Origin of the sequence: Taibaiella soli, assembly GCF_003236175.1 — a bacterium.
Taxonomy (GTDB): domain Bacteria; phylum Bacteroidota; class Bacteroidia; order Chitinophagales; family Chitinophagaceae; genus QKTW01.
The window spans coordinates 27,589-45,135 of record NZ_QKTW01000001.1; the positions used below are offsets into that span (position 1 = coordinate 27,589).

The 17,547-nt window shown below is 43.2% G+C and carries 13 protein-coding genes; 4 read left to right on the forward strand and 9 right to left on the reverse strand.

The window, feature by feature from the left end; genetic code table 11:
• Window positions 1–94: 94 nt before the first annotated feature.
• From DN068_RS00135 to ruvX, 6 genes are all read right to left on the reverse strand, one after another.
• On the reverse strand, window positions 95–2,236 hold the full coding sequence (locus DN068_RS00135) for a hypothetical protein (RefSeq protein WP_110996846.1): 2,142 nt from the start codon (window positions 2,234–2,236) through the stop codon (window positions 95–97).
• A gap of 19 nt (window positions 2,237–2,255) precedes the next feature.
• Window positions 2,256–2,879 (reverse strand): JAB domain-containing protein, encoded by a 624-nt coding sequence (locus tag DN068_RS00140; protein ID WP_110996847.1) that lies wholly within the window; start codon window positions 2,877–2,879, stop codon window positions 2,256–2,258.
• A gap of 690 nt (window positions 2,880–3,569) precedes the next feature.
• On the reverse strand, window positions 3,570–4,433 hold the full coding sequence (locus tag DN068_RS00145; protein ID WP_110996848.1) for an anti-sigma factor: 864 nt from the start codon (window positions 4,431–4,433) through the stop codon (window positions 3,570–3,572).
• 3 nt (window positions 4,434–4,436) lie between these two features.
• Window positions 4,437–4,985: an RNA polymerase sigma factor gene (locus DN068_RS00150; RefSeq protein WP_110996849.1), complete on the reverse strand. Its 549-nt coding sequence runs from the start codon at window positions 4,983–4,985 to the stop codon at window positions 4,437–4,439.
• Window positions 4,986–5,014: 29 nt separating this feature from the next.
• On the reverse strand, window positions 5,015–5,593 hold the full coding sequence (gene def / locus DN068_RS00155) for a peptide deformylase (RefSeq protein ID WP_110996850.1): 579 nt from the start codon (window positions 5,591–5,593) through the stop codon (window positions 5,015–5,017).
• Window positions 5,594–5,631: 38 nt separating this feature from the next.
• Entirely contained in the window at window positions 5,632–6,045 is a 414-nt protein-coding gene (ruvX, locus tag DN068_RS00160) for a Holliday junction resolvase RuvX (RefSeq protein WP_110996851.1), read from the reverse strand.
• A 160-nt stretch (window positions 6,046–6,205) separates the two neighbouring features.
• Between ruvX and DN068_RS00165 the strand changes: the two genes are divergently transcribed.
• Window positions 6,206–8,293 (forward strand): PKD domain-containing protein, encoded by a 2,088-nt coding sequence (locus DN068_RS00165; RefSeq protein ID WP_110996852.1) that lies wholly within the window; start codon window positions 6,206–6,208, stop codon window positions 8,291–8,293.
• Window positions 8,294–8,436: 143 nt separating this feature from the next.
• On the opposite strand, the gene DN068_RS00170 is transcribed toward DN068_RS00165, so the two are convergent.
• Both DN068_RS00170 and DN068_RS00175 read right to left on the reverse strand, forming a co-directional pair.
• Window positions 8,437–9,156 carry a copper homeostasis protein CutC gene (locus tag DN068_RS00170; protein WP_110996853.1) on the reverse strand — a complete coding sequence of 240 codons (720 nt, stop codon included), beginning with the start codon at window positions 9,154–9,156 and terminating at the stop codon, window positions 8,437–8,439.
• 18 nt (window positions 9,157–9,174) lie between these two features.
• Complete coding sequence (locus tag DN068_RS00175) at window positions 9,175–10,188, reverse strand: N(4)-(beta-N-acetylglucosaminyl)-L-asparaginase (protein WP_110996854.1); 1,014 nt, start codon at window positions 10,186–10,188, stop codon at window positions 9,175–9,177.
• 330 nt (window positions 10,189–10,518) lie between these two features.
• On the opposite strand from DN068_RS00175, the gene DN068_RS00180 reads away from it, so the two are divergent.
• The 3 genes from DN068_RS00180 (at window position 10,519) to DN068_RS00190 (ending at window position 15,728) form a co-directional block, all read left to right on the forward strand.
• Entirely contained in the window at window positions 10,519–11,130 is a 612-nt protein-coding gene (locus tag DN068_RS00180) for a YceI family protein (RefSeq protein ID WP_110996882.1), read from the forward strand.
• Window positions 11,131–11,256: 126 nt separating this feature from the next.
• Window positions 11,257–14,133, forward strand: a complete 2,877-nt coding sequence (gene uvrA / locus DN068_RS00185) for an excinuclease ABC subunit UvrA (protein WP_110996855.1) — start codon at window positions 11,257–11,259, stop codon at window positions 14,131–14,133.
• 38 nt (window positions 14,134–14,171) lie between these two features.
• Entirely contained in the window at window positions 14,172–15,728 is a 1,557-nt protein-coding gene (locus DN068_RS00190; protein ID WP_110996856.1) for a glycosyltransferase family 39 protein, read from the forward strand.
• Window positions 15,729–15,755: 27 nt separating this feature from the next.
• Here DN068_RS00190 and DN068_RS00195 read toward each other — a convergent pair whose 3' ends face one another.
• A complete protein-coding gene (locus DN068_RS00195) occupies window positions 15,756–17,438 on the reverse strand; it encodes an ABC transporter ATP-binding protein (RefSeq protein ID WP_110996857.1) in 1,683 nt (560 codons plus the stop codon).
• Window positions 17,439–17,547: the final 109 nt, after the last annotated feature.

The window sequence follows — 17,547 nt, forward strand, 5'->3', positions numbered from 1 at the left end:
TTGGAGCTCGGAGCTCGAGCGTTGAACTTCAAAGCGTTGGCATTGATGTTTTTTAATTCAATTATATTCGAGCCGTCATTCGCATTCAAGTACACTAGTCTCCACTCGGCAATAGCAATTCCTTCTTTTTCTTGTAGCGTTCTTGAATGATTGCATTAAATTTAGAAGCCAAATCATTATTTAACTTCTCTTGGTCCAATCCTTTGTTAGACTTACTTTTCGACACCTCCAAGTTAAAATGTAGCTCAGTATTCGCTCCCATTTCCAATGCTCCTTTAAAATCTAATTCGATGGTGCAAGTCCCCTGATGCAATCCAAATTCATAAGAATATTTTATGCGCACTTTTTGCATTAAAAGTGACTTTTTATACTCATCTGTGAAATAGTGAACAGAATCTAATGAAGTCCCTTTGAGTGCAAGCTCATTAACTTTACCTTTCAAGGATTCTAAATCAAAAGGAAGAACTTCTGGCAAGTCTCCATCGGGTTTTACCAAAATATATTCGAGCCGGGCATCACTAAAATGAACCATCCCCGAAGTGGTCATAAAATTTAGAAAAAATTCAATCCTTCCTTTATTATCAAAGTCATTAAAATAAATACTTAAAAACTCATCCTTAATGACCGCTTTTGAGAGCAATTCTTGCTCTATTTCTTTAAACAATTTTGTTCCGTAGGTATAAACTTCTTTGGAAGTATAGTCTATACGTCCAATCAATTCGTCATTTTCTATTTTAAATATTAATGCTCCATTATTATGCTGCGTTCCTGTTATTAAGTCTTTTGTAGAATTTCTCTTTTCTAAGACAAAGGATATAACAATTTCGTCACTAGAACCAATACTAATATTTGGCTTTTTATGGAACTTGCAATTTGTTGGGGGAAAAACAGAATCAAGAGAATTCTCCATCACCTCTTGTAAATTGCTCGCAAGCACATCCCGAGAAATCTCTTTTTGTGCCAAGTTTGTCTTACGAAGGACAGTTTTTATTTTATCTTCCTTCTCTTTTAAAAGAAATTTCAATGTATTTAATTCCTCAGGAGAAAAAAGCATCGTTGACATCAAAGGCACAGTATGTTGCTTGTCTTTATTTCCAATAAAAATTCCTTTTCGGACCAAAAATGATTTTAAGTCTGTTTCAGAAAGAATTGAAGAAGCAAGAATTGGCTTAATTATTTCACCGAACGGTAGCATCCGATCCAAATCATCGGACACTTTAGCATGTATCTGAGGTCTGACTTCTGCAATTTGATTGACGATTATTTGTTCCACCTGATCTTCCTTCAACGTCACAAAATCATATTCATTGATTCTTCTAATTGTCGTTTTAGAAATCAATTGACTGTCTGGAAACATTTGCTTCACCACTGCCTCGGTTTTCGAATCAGATGTAACGTCATAATCATTGAAGAAAATATCCACTTTGTTTGCCAATCCACATGTTTTGTGAGCGAGCCAAATTATTCTTTTCAAATATTCTTTATCAAAATCAATATCGCAAAATATCAGAACCTTAACGGAATTTGCGTCATCAACTACGATTGGTAAAATCGAAGTATTCATGAATTGAATAGGCAGTATTTTACCGTATGGCTGTAAGTCATGCGGCGAATTATTCAAACCAGTATGAGGATAAAGAAAATTAATCTGGTTGCCTGGATAGAGTTGTTGCGCAGTTTTAACTGAACTGTAAATGAAAGTTACCTTCTTATTATCTAAGACATAAATGCTATCAAAATTTATGCCTCGTAATCTTGGCTTGCCATCAGGATCGTCCTCTTTGAGAAAACCGTCACTAATTTTATCTACCATACTCTCATTTCGTTCGCTTGGATTCGATGAAATCCAAAAAAGAAGACCTTTATAAACTTTCTTTCTATCCCAGTTTTCAAATTCACTGTTAAAGCTAAAGTCTTTAGGAGCGCATTCAAGAGACTGAGCTAGATCTTTCATGTGGGAATAAGCTTTGCTCTTAGCAGAATAGGCGTCTTGATTATGTTTTGCCGAGCACAACACAACGTCAGTTTCATCATGATTTAAAGGATTCGCATAATGAAATATTCCGTCCACATTATGCCCTTGTCTGTCGGAATCTGAAAGCTTATGCTTTTCACCTAAACTACAGGAAAAAGAACTAGCAGGGGCCAAAGCACCCCAACCTACTAATTTCAAAAATTCTCTCATCATCTTTTCTCCGTCCTCACCAACTTTTTTAGGAAATTCGCCTCCGTTCATATTATATGGTTTAAAATGGTTACAATTTCTTCATCTCCTTTTCCGTCAATCCCGTCATTTTCTGAATGAATTCATCTGATACTCCTTCTCCTTTCATTCGCTTCGCAATCTCAATATCTCTTCGTTTCGCAGCTAGTTCCTTCTGTAGCTTCAATTCAAATTTCAATATCTCTGCAGTCTCTACTCCATCTACTTCATAACGGCCGCTTTTATCGATCTGCTCCATGATGCCGTATTCGCGGAAGGAGAAGAAATCTGTTTCGGAGATGACGAGGTGATCGAGTACTTCGATCTGGATGAGCTTGCCTACTTTGTAAAAACGATCGGTAAGGTGCATGTCGGCATCGGAGACGTTGTGCACTACGCCGCTGGGATGATTGTGCACCAGCACTACTTTGATGGCTGTTTTGTAAATGCCCATCCGGAATACTTCGGGCGGCTTTACGCTTACTATATTGTTGGAGCCGAGGGCTACGAGCTCTATGAATAAAATCTTGTGGGCGTTGTCGAGCCCTATCACCCAGAAATGCTCCTGGTTGCGGCGAATCTTGTTTTCGCGCAGCAGCACTTGCTGCATTATTTTGTAGATATCTTCTGAGTTGAGGATCGTAACCTTCTGTTCTTTAGACAGCCGTACATTCATTTGGTAAATATAGGATAAAAGGCTTCTCTAGCTCCTTCGAAAGAGGAGAACCTCTCATGTTATGCAAGCTCGTGTTTTTGTGAAGGTTGCTCATGGCGGCACAACGGCGCGGTGGTGTTTTATAACACTGGCGCGAGTGTTCCGAAGGATCACTCGTGTCTACGAATTCCTTCCGATTGTATCGGACTACTTTAGTGAAACTGCTCAATAGTTGTACAGTCGATGAATGGAGCGTCGCAACTATGTTTGACCGGAGCGATGGAAGATGGTGGCAACCCTCACGTTTCGCTCAGGGCAACAAATTTGACCTCCAAACGCACGTGTGGTTATGACTTGCCCGTGTTGTTGTGCAGGCTGCTTCCTTCGTCGCAGTGACGGGCGAGTGAGTGGCGTGAGCGCCCTTCGACTCCGCTCAGGGTGACAAATGCGAGCGACCCCGTGTGATTGCGGCTCGTATTTTGGTGCAGGCCGCTTCGTACCTCGCAGTGACGCAAGTGGGTGCGCGAGCCCTTCGACTCCGCTCAGGGTGACAAATGCGAGCGACCCCGTGTGATTGCGGCTCGTATTTTGGTGCAGGCTGCTTCGTACCTCGCAGTGACGCGAGTATTAATTATGCGAGAAATAAACTTGTATTAAAACACAAGAAAAAAATCAGACATCAGCCATCAGATATCCGAGATCTAAAGAGATTTAAGCAGGAATTTTTCCCATTACGTACACCTTGTCCATAGAAGGTGTGGGGCTGCCGCCGGCTTTTTCGAGAGTAATGGCGAATGCCTGTGCGGTGCCGGTCATTGGTTTCTGAACTTTTTCCATACCGCTTTTGGCAACGACATCGTTTGAAATCATGCCCATATCCACAGGCTTGTTGTCTTTCATAACCCAAAGCTGGTATTGCATACCGGTGGGCGGCGCGGGGAGTTTTTGAATGGAAACGTAACCTTCGCCTTTGTTGGGGCTCCAGTACACGGTGGCTACCATCGGGTGTCCTTCCTGCATGGTGTGCATCACTACAGACTTCATAGACGGATCGGCCATCATTTCTTTTTCGTGGCTGTATTGCTGCATGGTTGCGGCCAGGGCTTCGTGCTGCTGCTTCATCGTATCCATTTCCTGACGCATGGCTACTTGCTCTTCGCGGAGTGCGTTGCGTTCATTCATCAGATAAAAATTAAAGAGCAAACTACCTGTAAGCACAATCACTGCTGCGGCCCAGAGCCATCGCCATGGATGCAGTTGCCTGGGCGACTGGTGGGCTATTGTGTAAACATCAGCGCCTTTGGGTTCTGTTGGCGTTTCGGTGTTTGATGTGCTGGCTGCGGCGGGCTGGGCAGCTTCAATGGCTTCCCAGATTTGATTTTGCAGATGGGCCGGTGGTGCAATGGCGTGCTCTTCCACAAAATGCTGCATGGCATTTTCGATGGCTTCGAGCTCAACGGCAAGTTCCGGATGCGCTGTTACCTTGGCCTCTACGTCTCTGCGCTCTTCTTCTGTGAGGGCGCCGAGCACATAGGCTTCCAGTATTCCGGATGATATGTATTCGTTGATATCCAATGTTTATCTGCTAAATTTTTCCCTTAATAATTGTATAGCGTGGCGCATGCGGGTTTTGACCGTCCCAAGCGGCACCTCAAGCATCTTCGAAATTTCGTCTAATGTGAATCCTTTAAAGTAAGACAGCTCTATTATTCGCTGATATTCTGGCTTTAATTCTGCGATCAGCTTCTTCAGTCCGATGGCATCTGTATGCTGCTCCGTTTTCAGGCTTTGTTGCAGGTTATATACGTGATCTTCACCCGTATGGATTTTTCCTTTCATAATTTCACCTTTCGACCGAAGCTTATCGATGGCGGCATTACGGGCAATATTGATCATCCATGTATATACTCTTCCCTTGCCGGCGTCGTATGAATCTATATGCGTCCATATTTTCACAAACACTTCCTGTAACACGTCCTGAGCGATCTGCTGATCAGAGATGACACGAGCGATCACCCCAAACAACACGGCTGAATAGTTTTGATACAGATAATTAAACGCCTCCTGATTCCGCTGCTGAAGCAGATAAACCAGTTCGTCTTCCGAATATGAAATAGCAGGAGGCAATTAATTAAGTTGGAGTCTAATATATAAAATTATTTTGCAAACAGCATCTTATAATCCACACGGATTTTACCGCCGGCGATATCTTCCAGTTTCTTTTTGATCAAACGTTTTTTCAACGGAGGCAGATGATCGATAAACAGTTTACCGTCGATATGATCATATTCGTGAAGAATAACGCGGGCTGTGATGCCGTCGAATTCTGCTTCTTGTTCCTGGAAATTTTCATCTACATAACGCAAACGCACTTTTTCGGCACGTTTTACATCTTCACGTACTTTAGGAATGCTCAGGCAACCTTCGTTGTAAGCCCAGGGCTCACCGCTTTCTTCGATTTTATGTGCGTTGATAAACACTTGTTTCACACCCTTTTCGTTCGGATAATCTTTTTTATCCTGATCGTCGAAGCTTTCTACAATCTGCACTGTATCAATCACAAAAAGGCGGATAGCGCGGTTGATCTGCGGCGCAGCCACACCAACGCCGTTGCTGTTATACATGGTATCCCACATATCAGCAATGAGTTTTTTCAGTTCAGGATATTCCGGCGTAATATCATCACACATCTTACGCAACACAGGATGGCCATAAGCCACAATCGGTAAATTCATGAATTGTCTATTTACTATAAGAATGTAAAAATAGTAAATCAGGACTGGCTTTCGAGGTATTCCTGCAATATGATAACAGCGCTTACCAGATCAATACGACCTTTTTCTTCTCTGTCCTTCTTCTTCAGGCCCATTCCGGAAATGGCCTGAGACGCCATTCTGGAGGTCATGCGCTCGTCTACTTTCTCTATTGGCAGGTTGGGAAATACGTTTTTAAACTTGCCGATGAATTTTTCTACCAGCGGCGTGGCATCTGTGGGAGAATCATCCATGTTCAACGGATAACCTATTAGAACTTTCTCCACCTGTTCCTGCAGCATGTATTTTTTCAGATACCCGATCAGCTCACCGGTATCTACTGTTTCCAATCCGGTTGCAATAATCTGCAAGGGGTCTGTTACCGCCAGGCCTGTCCGTTTCTTTCCGTAGTCTATCGCTAGTATTCGTGCCAATATGAATTGTGTAAAAAGTAAAAATACTGTAAAATATATGTTAATACATCTTTTTTGTGTGGATTTCAAACTATTTGGGATGAAAACCCGTCTTATGAATAGAAAATATCCTACCTATTTAACAAACGAAATAATAATTTAGCGTAGTCAACGATCAATCATGCCACGTTTCCTCAAACAATTTCTGATACTTGCCGGTATCAGTGCCCTGACGACAGAAAGCCGGGGTCAATGCGGCGCGTTTATATCTAACCTGTCAGATACCATTCCGGCCTGTAAAAATACCAAGGTGCAGCTTGATGCTACCATTAATTCGACCGGAACGTTCTTTAAAGTATTGGATACGGTATGGACGCCGGCGACGGGCCTTACGAATCCAAATATTATTAATCCGGTAGCATCTATCGGTACCACCTCTCAAGGATATAAATTAACCGTACACGCGCTCACCGCAAATAACTTCGTGACCAATGGTAACTTCAGCGCCGGTAACACGGGCTTTACCACATCTTACGTTGTAGGTACGGGCGGTACCTGGGGATTGCTTTCTCTGGAAGGCACCTATGGTGTTTCATCGAACCCTAACCTGCTGCACACCAACTTTTCTTCTTTTTACGACCATACTGTTGGTACCAGCGCCGGCTCTATGCTGGTGGTAAATGGTGCCTCTGTTGCCAACGTAAATATCTGGTGTCAGACAATTACGGTAGTTCCAAATACTACTTATGATTTCTCTGCATGGGGCGCATCCTGTACCAACAGCAGTCCGGCGATTCTGCAATTTGCGATCAACGGTAACCTGCTCGGTACGCCACTTTCGTTACCTAGCACCACTGCTCAGTGGGTTCAGTTCCACACCACATGGTTCAGCGGCAACAATACTTCCATTCAGATTTGTATTACCGATCAGCAAACAGCTGTAAGTGGTAATGACTTTGCGATTGATGATATTGAATTCCGTGAAGTATGTACGGTGGAAGATTCTACCTATATCGCGGTAACCAATATGCAACCACAGATTAGCCAAACCGTAAATCTGGGCTGTCTGAGCGATACTTTAAATGTACAGGCACAAAACAATGGCGGCGATGTACCAAGCCAATACGTATGGGATTTCGGCGACGGTACTGGCGCTACTACTGCGAATGCACAGCACGTTTATCCTACTCAGGGTCAGTATACCGTAAAACTGGTAACGAAGAAAAACAATTGTGCTGATTCTGCCAGTGTAACGATCGATACGCGTCACCCGCTTACAATTGCTGCAGCTTCTGATAAAGACACAGTATGTGCCGGCGGTAGCGTGCAATTCTCTAATACTGATAATGGCACTACTGCACTCAATTATTCATGGGATTTTGGAGATGGGTCTCCTATCGACAATACGTCTGGTCCGTCACACGTGTACAGTACTGCCGGGGTTTATACGGTGACACACACAGTCACAGATCAGGTACCTTGTTCTGACACAACACAACTTACTATTGTGGTACAACCTGGTCCTACCGCTACTTTCCTGGCGAGCGACTCGGTTATTTGTCAGGGTACTTCCATTAATTTTCAAAGCACAGTGACGGACGGATTTAAGCGTCTCAACTGGAATTTTGGCGATGCAGACAGTATCCAGGCTATTACACAGACAATGCACTCTTACGATAAAGCGGGTGATTATACTGTTACACTGACGGTTGACTATCCTGTTTGTCCTTCAGCTATTGTTTCGAAAAATGTTCATGTACTCCCAATTCCGAAAGTATATGTGGGTCGTGATACGGCGATGTGTCCTAACTCTGGTCCAATTCCGATTTACAACCACTGGACAAACGGTCCGGATGTAAGCTATCTCTGGAATACCGGTGAAACAACGCAGTCTATCATGGCGAACGCAGTTGGCATCTACTGGCTGAAAGCTTCGGATACGCTGGGTTGTACCACATCTGACAGTCTGGAAGTATTCCGTAATTGTTATCTGAATATCCCGAATGCATTCACTCCGGATGGCGATGGTAATAATGAATATTTCTTCCCACGTCAGTTACTCAGCAGTAAACTGGTTTCATTCCATATGCAGATCTTCAATCGCTGGGGACAACTTATATTTGAAACCTTCAGTACATCAGGCCGTGGATGGGATGGTAAATTCAACGACAAGCCACAACCTTCCGGCGTATATGTGTACATGATCGAAGCGCAGATAGAAGGCGCACCTGTGGAGAAATATCAGGGGAACGTGACGCTTTTACGTTAATAAGTTAAAAGGTTGATAAGTTAATACGCGCGACAAACGCAATCACTACTACTAATAATAAAAAGAAAGTCCCCCAACGACATTGTTGGGGGACTTTCTTTTTGAAAAATCCAGACGAATTAACCAATTAACATATTACCTTATTAACCCAACAGGGAAACCATCTTCTGCAATTCTTCGGCATCAGATAAAAACTCAGAACCAATATCTAATACGCCAGGATGCTCGTTGGGAACGATATCGGGCTGCGTCATTTTAGCTGCGGTATGAAATTCATTAACGCCGGATGTCACCATTAATTCTGCGATATTCGCCGCGCGAACGCCACCGCCAGCCAGAATAATAATGCGTCCATTCGCCCATTGAACCAATTGCGCCAGCGTTGCTGCGCCTTCCAGCGCCGTTCTTTTTTGTCCCGAGGTCAATACTCTTTTTACGCCACAGGCAATCAATTGTTCCAATGCCTCAAACGGATCGGGAACCAAATCAAATACACGATGGCAGGTCACTTCCATACCGGCAGCACAGGCCACAAATTGGGCCATCAGCTCCGTATCGATCCGACCATCCTGCATTGCAGCACCAATTGAAATGCCTTCACAGCCCAATTCCTTGCACATTTCAATATCTGCCTTCATAATAGCAATATCATTTTCATCGTACAAAAAACTACCGCCACGTGGCCGGATAATCGGAAATACCGGAATATTAAGAATAGCTTTTGCCTGTTTAATCAATCCATACGACGGGGTTGTACCACCATCTGCCGGACTATCGCACAATTCAATTCGCGAAGCGCCAGATGCGGCTGCAATTACACAAGACTGAATATTAAAGGCACAAACTTCCAGGATCGCTGACATAGCTATACTTTTTAAAGTTTAATAAATGCTTTTGGCATCATAGATCTTTTCTTCTTTACCGCTTCTCACCGCATAAGTAAATCCTGACTGCAATGCGTACGCACCATATTCCCCTTTCTTATTCATCGCAAGAAAACCGACCTGTACTTTTTTTGCCTGCTCCGGGTTGCGGGAAATAATTCTTTCCACTGCTGCTTTACAAGCTGCCTCTGGCTTCAACCCCTGGCGCATTAATTCTACCACAAGATGAGAACCTACAATACGGATTACTTCTTCACCCACACCGGTAGAAGTTGCAGCGCCTACTTCATTATCTACATACAAACCGGCACCAATGATCGGAGAATCCCCCACCCGTCCATGCATTTTATACGCCATACCACTCGTTGTACACGCACCGCTCATATTACCAGACGCATCCTGAGCAATCATACCGATCGTATCGTGATTGTCTTTGCCACCCGGCATTGTATGGTACAATTGATTTTCCACGTTTACCTGTGGTTCGTATTTAGAAGTCTTCAGCCATTCTTTCCATTTCTGTTCGCTTTCCGGCGTGAGCAGGTTCTCTTTTTTGAAACCCTGTTCCAATGCGAATTGCAAAGCGCCATCGCCGGCTAGTACCACATGCGGTGTTTTTTCCATCACCAATCTCGCAACGGAAATAGCATGTGTCACATGTTCCAGACACATTACGGAACCGCAGCCATATTTTTCATCCATAATACAGGCGTCAAGCGTCACACGCCCATCGCGGTCTGGCAAGCCACCATAACCCACGCTCTGATTATTAGGGTCTGCTTCTGGCACTTTTACGCCGGCTTCTACCGCATCAAGCGCACGGCCTTTTTTCGCCAGCACTTCCCAGGCAGCAGAATTGGCTTCTTTACCAAAGTTCCATGTAGAAATTACAATCGGCTCTTTGTTGACAGTATTGTCTTTGGCCGGCGCGGCGGCAACTGATTTTCTGTTGGCCAATACACCAGCGCTCCCCAATAAGGAGAGTCTTAAAAATTTACGACGGGTAGTCATTAGGAGTTAACTTTTTTGCACAATACAAATATTGCGAAATACCTCCGGTTTCTATAATTGTTCAAAAGTCAAAATCCAAAATACTTCTTACTGCCCTGATGGCACCCATAACCAGTAACGCGAAAAAGACTTATTATTTAGCGTTTATAAATGCTTTGCGCCTTTGCCTTTTATGCGTCTTCGCGGGAAACCTAATTTTTGAATTTTGACTTTTGATTTTTGAATTAATAGACATTCATCGATATCCGTATAAAAGAAATTAATTTTCAATTTACATGTATGTACATACATTTGTACTGTCAAACGATCAAAAAACAAAAAAACGACAAAATGAAAAAAGTACTTTTCGTAGCAGCTATGGCCTTCGGCGCCTTAAACGTAACGGCTCAGACAGCAACAACTTCTTCTGCAGCAGGTAAATGGGCGGTAGATCCGGCACACTCTGCTGTGAAATTTAACGTAGACCACCTCGTAATCTCTGAAGTGGACGGTAATTTCAAAAAATTTGACGGTACTATCGATGCTCCGGGAGCAGATTTTACCAATGCTAAAGTGTCATTCACTGTAGATGTGAACAGTATCAATACGGATAACGCTGATCGTGACAAGCACCTGATGAGCGATGATTTCTTCAGCGCTGAGAAATTTCCGAAAATGACCTTCGTAAGCACTTCTTTCAAGAAAGTAAAAGGTAATATCTATACAGTTGAAGGTAACCTTACTATCCGCGATGTAACGAAAAAAGTAACATTTGCTGTGAGCCTGGGTGGTGTAACTAAAGATCCTTGGGGCAATACCAAAGCCGGTTTCAAAGCTGCAGGTACCATCAACCGCAAAGACTTTGGTCTTCAATGGAATAAAGTAACCGAAGCTGGTGGTGCAGTTGTCGGTGACGAAATCAGAATGCAGATCAACATGGAATTTGCGCAACAAAAAGCATAGTCAGCTGTTTCAATAGTTTATCCCAAACAATCCCCACAATCATTGTGGGGATTTTCTTTTGCATATAGTTCTCCAAAACGGAGCGATGTTTATGCCCCGGTTATTCATTATTTTTGTTATCGACTTATGGCTGCTAAGAAAACTGCGGATGCCGCAAAAGATTCCAATAAAAAAGAAACCGTAAAATCTCCCAAAACTTCCAAAGCGAAAATTGATCGTTTGCCTGATGAAGAAACAGCGCATGATGGAAATTCTATTTTCATCAAAGGCGCGCGTATGCACAACCTGAAAAACGTAAGTGTTGCCATTCCAAGAAATAAACTGGTGGTAGTAACAGGTGTTTCAGGCTCGGGTAAATCTTCGTTGACGATGGATACGCTTTTTGCTGAAGGCCAGCGCCGCTACGCAGAAAGCCTGAGCGCATATGCACGTCAGTTTCTCATGCGTATGGACAAGCCCGATGTGGATTACATTCATGGTATTTGTCCGGCGATTGCTATTGAACAAAAAGTAACAACGCGCACGCCTCGCTCCACCGTTGGTTCGATGACGGAGATTTACGATTACCTGCGTCTGCTTTATGCACGGGTCGGACGCACATTCTCACCGGTTTCTGGAAAAGAAGTGAAGAAAGATAGCGTTACCGATGTGGTAGATTTTGTGCAAAAGCTGCCCGAAGGAACAAAAGTGCAGATCATGGTGCCGCTGATAACGCGCTATGGCCGCAGTGTAGATGAAGAACTGAATATTCTGATGCAGAAAGGTTTTTCACGTGTGTATCAGAAAACCAAAGAAGGAAAACCGATCCGTATTGAAGAAATTTTGAACGGTGAAGTAAAAGTAACTGCAAAAAATCTGTACCTGCTCATTGATCGTATTGTTGTAAAAACATTTGACGAAGATGATTTGCATCGACTTGCAGACAGCATCCAGACTGCATTCTACGAAAGCGAGGGCGATTGTTTTATTGAAACGGACGGTGACAAACTCCACAATTTCAACAATCGTTTTGAAGCGGACGGCATCAAGTTTGAAGAACCTTCTCCGAACTTTTTCTCGTTCAATAATCCATACGGTGCCTGCCCGGAATGTGAAGGCTTCGGACAAGTATTGGGAATTGATGCAGATCTCGTCATTCCTGATAAAAGACTGAGTGTATATGAAGGTGCTGTGGTTTGCTGGCGTGGAGAGAAAATGAGCGAATGGCAACAAGCGTTTATTCGCAGTGCTACGAAATATGATTTTCCAATACACAAGCCAGTAGGTGATCTTACAGACAAAGAATATGATTTGCTTTGGTTTGGCAATGACCGTGTGAATGGTATACAGGACTTCTTTGACATGGTTTCACAAAACCTGTACAAAGTGCAATATCGCATCATGCAGGCCAGATTCCGCGGACGTACTACCTGCCCTACCTGCAAGGGTACCCGCTTGCGCAAAGAGGCGCTATATGTAAAAGTAGCTAACACCAATCTAGGCGAATTAATGCTGATGCCTTCTTCAAATTTGAACGACTGGTTTCAGAATATTAAACTGAGCGAACATGAACAATCGATTGCAAAACGTATTCTCTTTGAAATCAATCAGCGTCTAAAAACCTTGCTGGACGTAGGTTTGGGCTACCTCACCATGAATCGGCTGGCGAATACATTGAGTGGTGGTGAAAGCCAGCGTATACAGCTCACCAAATTCCTCGGTAGTAATCTGACTGATTCACTTTATATACTCGATGAACCAAGCATTGGTTTGCATCCTCGCGATACAGCACGACTCATCAATGTCTTGAAATCATTGCGTGATCTCGGCAATACTGTTGTGGTTGTAGAGCATGATGAAATGATGATGGAAGAAGCCGACCACATTATTGACATGGGGCCGCTGGCCAGCCATTTGGGTGGTGAAGTTGTGGCTACAGGACATTATAAAGAACTAATCAAAAATAAAGATAGCCTTACAGGTCAATACCTTTCCGGCAATCTGCGTATCGAGGTTCCGGCAATCAAACGGAAGCCCGTTGGTAAAATTACCATTGAAGGCTGTCGTCAAAATAACCTGCAGAATATCGATGTGAGCTTTCCATTGAATGTACTTTGCGTAGTAACAGGTGTGAGTGGTTCTGGTAAAACAACATTGGTAAAACAAACGCTGTATCCTGCCCTGATGAAGCATTTCGGACAAGGAACAGACAGACCGGGCATACATAAAGGTATTGATGGTGATCTGCAAAATTTTGCGCAGGTAGAAATGGTGGATCAAAATCCGATCGGTAAATCTTCGCGAAGCAACCCGGTAACTTACATTAAGGCCTGGGATGAAATCCGCAAACTGTTTGCCAAACAACAGCTCGCAAAAATGCGTGGCTTTGTAGAGAAACATTTTTCGTTTAATACAGACGGTGGCCGTTGTGATACTTGTAAAGGAGAAGGCGAAGTGGTAGTGGAAATGCAGTTCCTCGCGGATGTGCATCTCGTTTGTGAAAGCTGTAAAGGCAAGCGTTTCAAAGATGAAGTGCTGGAAGTTACCTACAGAACCAAGAATGTGTATGATGTACTGGAACTGAGTGTGGACGATGCCATCGCATTTTTCAAAGATGAAAAGAAAATCGCCACAGCACTGCAGCCTTTATCAGACGTAGGTTTAGGCTATATCAAACTGGGACAAAGCAGTGATACTTTAAGCGGTGGTGAAGCTCAACGTGTGAAACTGGCATCTTTTCTCGGCAAAAATAATAACAAGGAAAAGATCTTATTCATATTCGACGAACCAACAACGGGTTTGCACTTTCACGATATCAAAAAATTATTACAGTCGTTTAATGCTTTACTTGATCAGGGACATTCCATTATAGTAATTGAGCACAATACTGACGTAATTAAAAGCGCAGACTGGCTGATCGATTTGGGCCCGGAAGGCGGCTCTGGCGGCGGAAAATTACTGTACGAAGGTGTTCCTGAAGGAATCAGTAAGATAAAAGAAAGCCAGACTGGAAAGTATTTATAAAAAAGCAGTTTACATTTGGGTTCACAAATAGAATTGCCTTGAACTCAAATCCTATTTCTGCGAAAAAGGAGAATGTCATTGGCGGCATTCTCCTTTTTATTGCACTAATTATTTACACTGCACTACAATGGCAGCAATTGCACGCTGACATCTGGAACGATGAAATGTACACACTCAAACATTTCGTGCTAGTGTATTTCCATGATACAGTTACCGACTATCATGTCCCCAACAATCATGTCTTCTTTAGCATTGCAGAAAAGTTTTTTCTGAAAATATTCCATCAGAAAGATCTGATGTTATTATTAGACAAACCCTGGATCGCGCGACTGCCAGGCCTTTTATTTTCCTATTTAACGCTCATCTATATTTATGCCTTCGGCAAAAAATTCTATTCTCTACCAGTTGCCATACTAGGCGTCGTACTGCTGATAACTACAGTACCCTTTTTCAATTTTGCCCTACAGATCCGCGGATATAGTCTTTGCATATTGTTTACCACAATGATTCTTTACTATACATTCAGCTATCTGCATACGAATCGAAAACAGTTGCTGTTTATCATCGGGCTTTTAATTGCACTAACGATCTACACCATTCCTTCTAATTTTTATCTCGCTATCCCATTGGTATTATTCATTGGCATCGCAGCGTTGACCGTCGCCTTTCGCAAAGACAGCAGCCTGAAAGGAAATTTCTTCATAAAATTATTTACCAATCATTGGAGCCTGCTTATTTATAGTGTTGTTGGCGGCGTTTTGCTTTCACTTGTTTTGTATGCACCCATCCTGCACGATGTATTTTTCAATCCCAATGTAACACCGGCAACTCCGTTTAATAAAGTGGTGATACAAGATTATTTCCCCGATGTATTCACCGATATGACATCCTATCGTTACCTGTTTTTTCTGCCGTTAACATTGGCAGTTTTCGCAGTAAAAAAGCATACAGACCGCGTGCTTATTTGCCTGTTGATATTCCTAATGATTGCGCCGTTTATCATGGGGTACTTGCGCGGTGAAGCCCCGCCGGGACGTGTATACTCCTACATTGCGCCGCTGTTTGTAATGCTGAGTCTACCGCTTGTACACCAGCTTTTCATCCGGATGAAAACAAACTGGCAGCCAGCTCTAGTAGTTGTATTTATAACAGTGTATTGTAGTTTTTGCTTTTGGAAAGTCAATGCAATGATCGATCAGAAACTGTATGAGAACCTATTTGTAGGCAACATGGAAATGGGCCTTTACAATAACTATTTCGCCCGTCATTTCGAGCCATACAAGACAGCAAAATACTTTAAGGACAATTATTATCACGATGGCACGGTGCTGGTACTACACGACAGCGAACCCCATGACATGCCCTATTATCTTGATCGCTTTCAAATGAAATATTATGAAGCAGACTCGCTTGATTCCTTGTTGCAAACACGTGACTCTGTATTTGTGATCACTCGTTTTCCATACACGATCAGTGATGAAATATTAGTCCATCATCCCGGATGGAAAGCTCATTTTCTTTATAAAGAAATTACTTACCACAATTTTGTTTTGCTACAAAAATCAAAAGTCGAAAGCCAAAAGTCAAAACCATAGGGAACAAACCATCTGCCTTGAACGGTGTTACACCGCATCTACTAACCTTTGCGTGTACGGATTCGTCGGATGTTTTAGAACAGCCTCAGCAGTGCCGGTTTCAACGATTTTACCTTTTTGCATCACCATAATGCGATCACAGAGATAATAAACGACGGAAAGATCGTGAGAGATGAACAGGTAAGTGAGTGCCAGCTCTTGCTGCAAATCGCGCAGCAGATTGAGAATTTGTGCCTGAATACTTACATCTAATGCGGAAACGGATTCGTCGCAGATCAATACTTCCGGCTTTAATCCCAACGCACGGGCAATCCCGATACGCTGTCTCTGTCCGCCGGAAAACTGGTGTGGATAACGATCATATGCAGAAGCTGGAAGCTGCACCAGGTCAAAGACGCGCAGTGTTTCTTTTTTTAATTCACTACGAGAAACAATACGATGAACACGCATTGGTTCGGAAACAATGTCCCCAACAGTAAGTCGAGGATTCAGAGAAGAAAAAGGATCCTGAAAGATCATCTGCATTTTGCGGCGCGCCGTCAGCCATTCTTGCTGGGATGCCTTCGCGAGATCTTTACCATCAAAATAAATATGTCCGTCATGAATCGGTACTAATCCCATAATACCACGACTCAAAGTACTTTTGCCACATCCAGATTCGCCCACCAGCCCTAATGTCTCACCTTTATACAATTCAAAAGAAACATCATCCACTGCTTTAAAATACTCAAGAGCATTTCGTAACCAGTTCTTTTTCTGTGGAAACCAGATGCGCACATTTTCTACTTTTAAAATGGACTTGTTTGATTGTGAATTTTCCCTTTTTGCCGCAGGAATATTTTTAAGTTCAGATTCCGATGTCAACAGCTCATTTTCAGGCTGCCAGAAATCAGAGACAACCGGCAGTCGTTCCGATTTATGATTTACCGAAGGCCGGCAAGCCAGCAATGCCTGCGTGTAAGGATGTTGCGGATGTTTTAAAACAACTTCAGCCGCACCATATTCCATCACCTGACCTTTATACATCACCAGTACTTCACTGGCAATTCTTGCTGCAAGCGAAAGATCGTGTGTAATAAAAATCATGCTGGTTTCGTGCTCGCGTTGCAGTTGTTGCATCAGTAAAATCACCTCCTGCTGTACCGTCGCATCCAACGCCGTTGTAGGTTCGTCCGCAATCAATATTTGCGGATGATGGCACATCGCCATCGCTATCATCACACGTTGTTTTTGCCCACCGGAAAGCTGATGCGGAAAACGAGCGTATATTTTCTCCGGCTCCGGCAACTGCACTTTTCCAAGCCACTCAATGGCAATTTGTCTTGCTTTATCATGGGATACTCGCTGATGCGCACTGATAGCTTCCGATAATTGTTTGCCAACCTGCATCACAGGATTGAGCGCGCTCATTGGTTCCTGGAAAACCATACTCACAACCCTGCCACGAACATCCTGCCAGGTGGTTCCGTTCAGCTCTTGTAAGATTCTTTTCTGATCGCCGTCGGCAAATGCAGCATCACCGCGCAGAATTGCGGTCTTCGGTAAAAGCCCCATCAAAGCCAGTGCTGTCAGCGATTTCCCAGAACCACTTTCACCAACAATTGCTAAAGTTTCTCCGGCTTTCAGTGTAAATGAAAGGTCCTTCACCGCAGCAAATTCCGGCGTGCCAGCAAAACCTATTTGCAAATGTGATACATCAAGAACGCTCATGCAACCTCTAAGTTAAAAGGTTTCAGCCAAAGAATCAGGTCTCTCGCGACGATGTGTTTCCCACAAAGATGCATAAGAAGCAAAGGTGCAAAACCCTACAACCATTCGT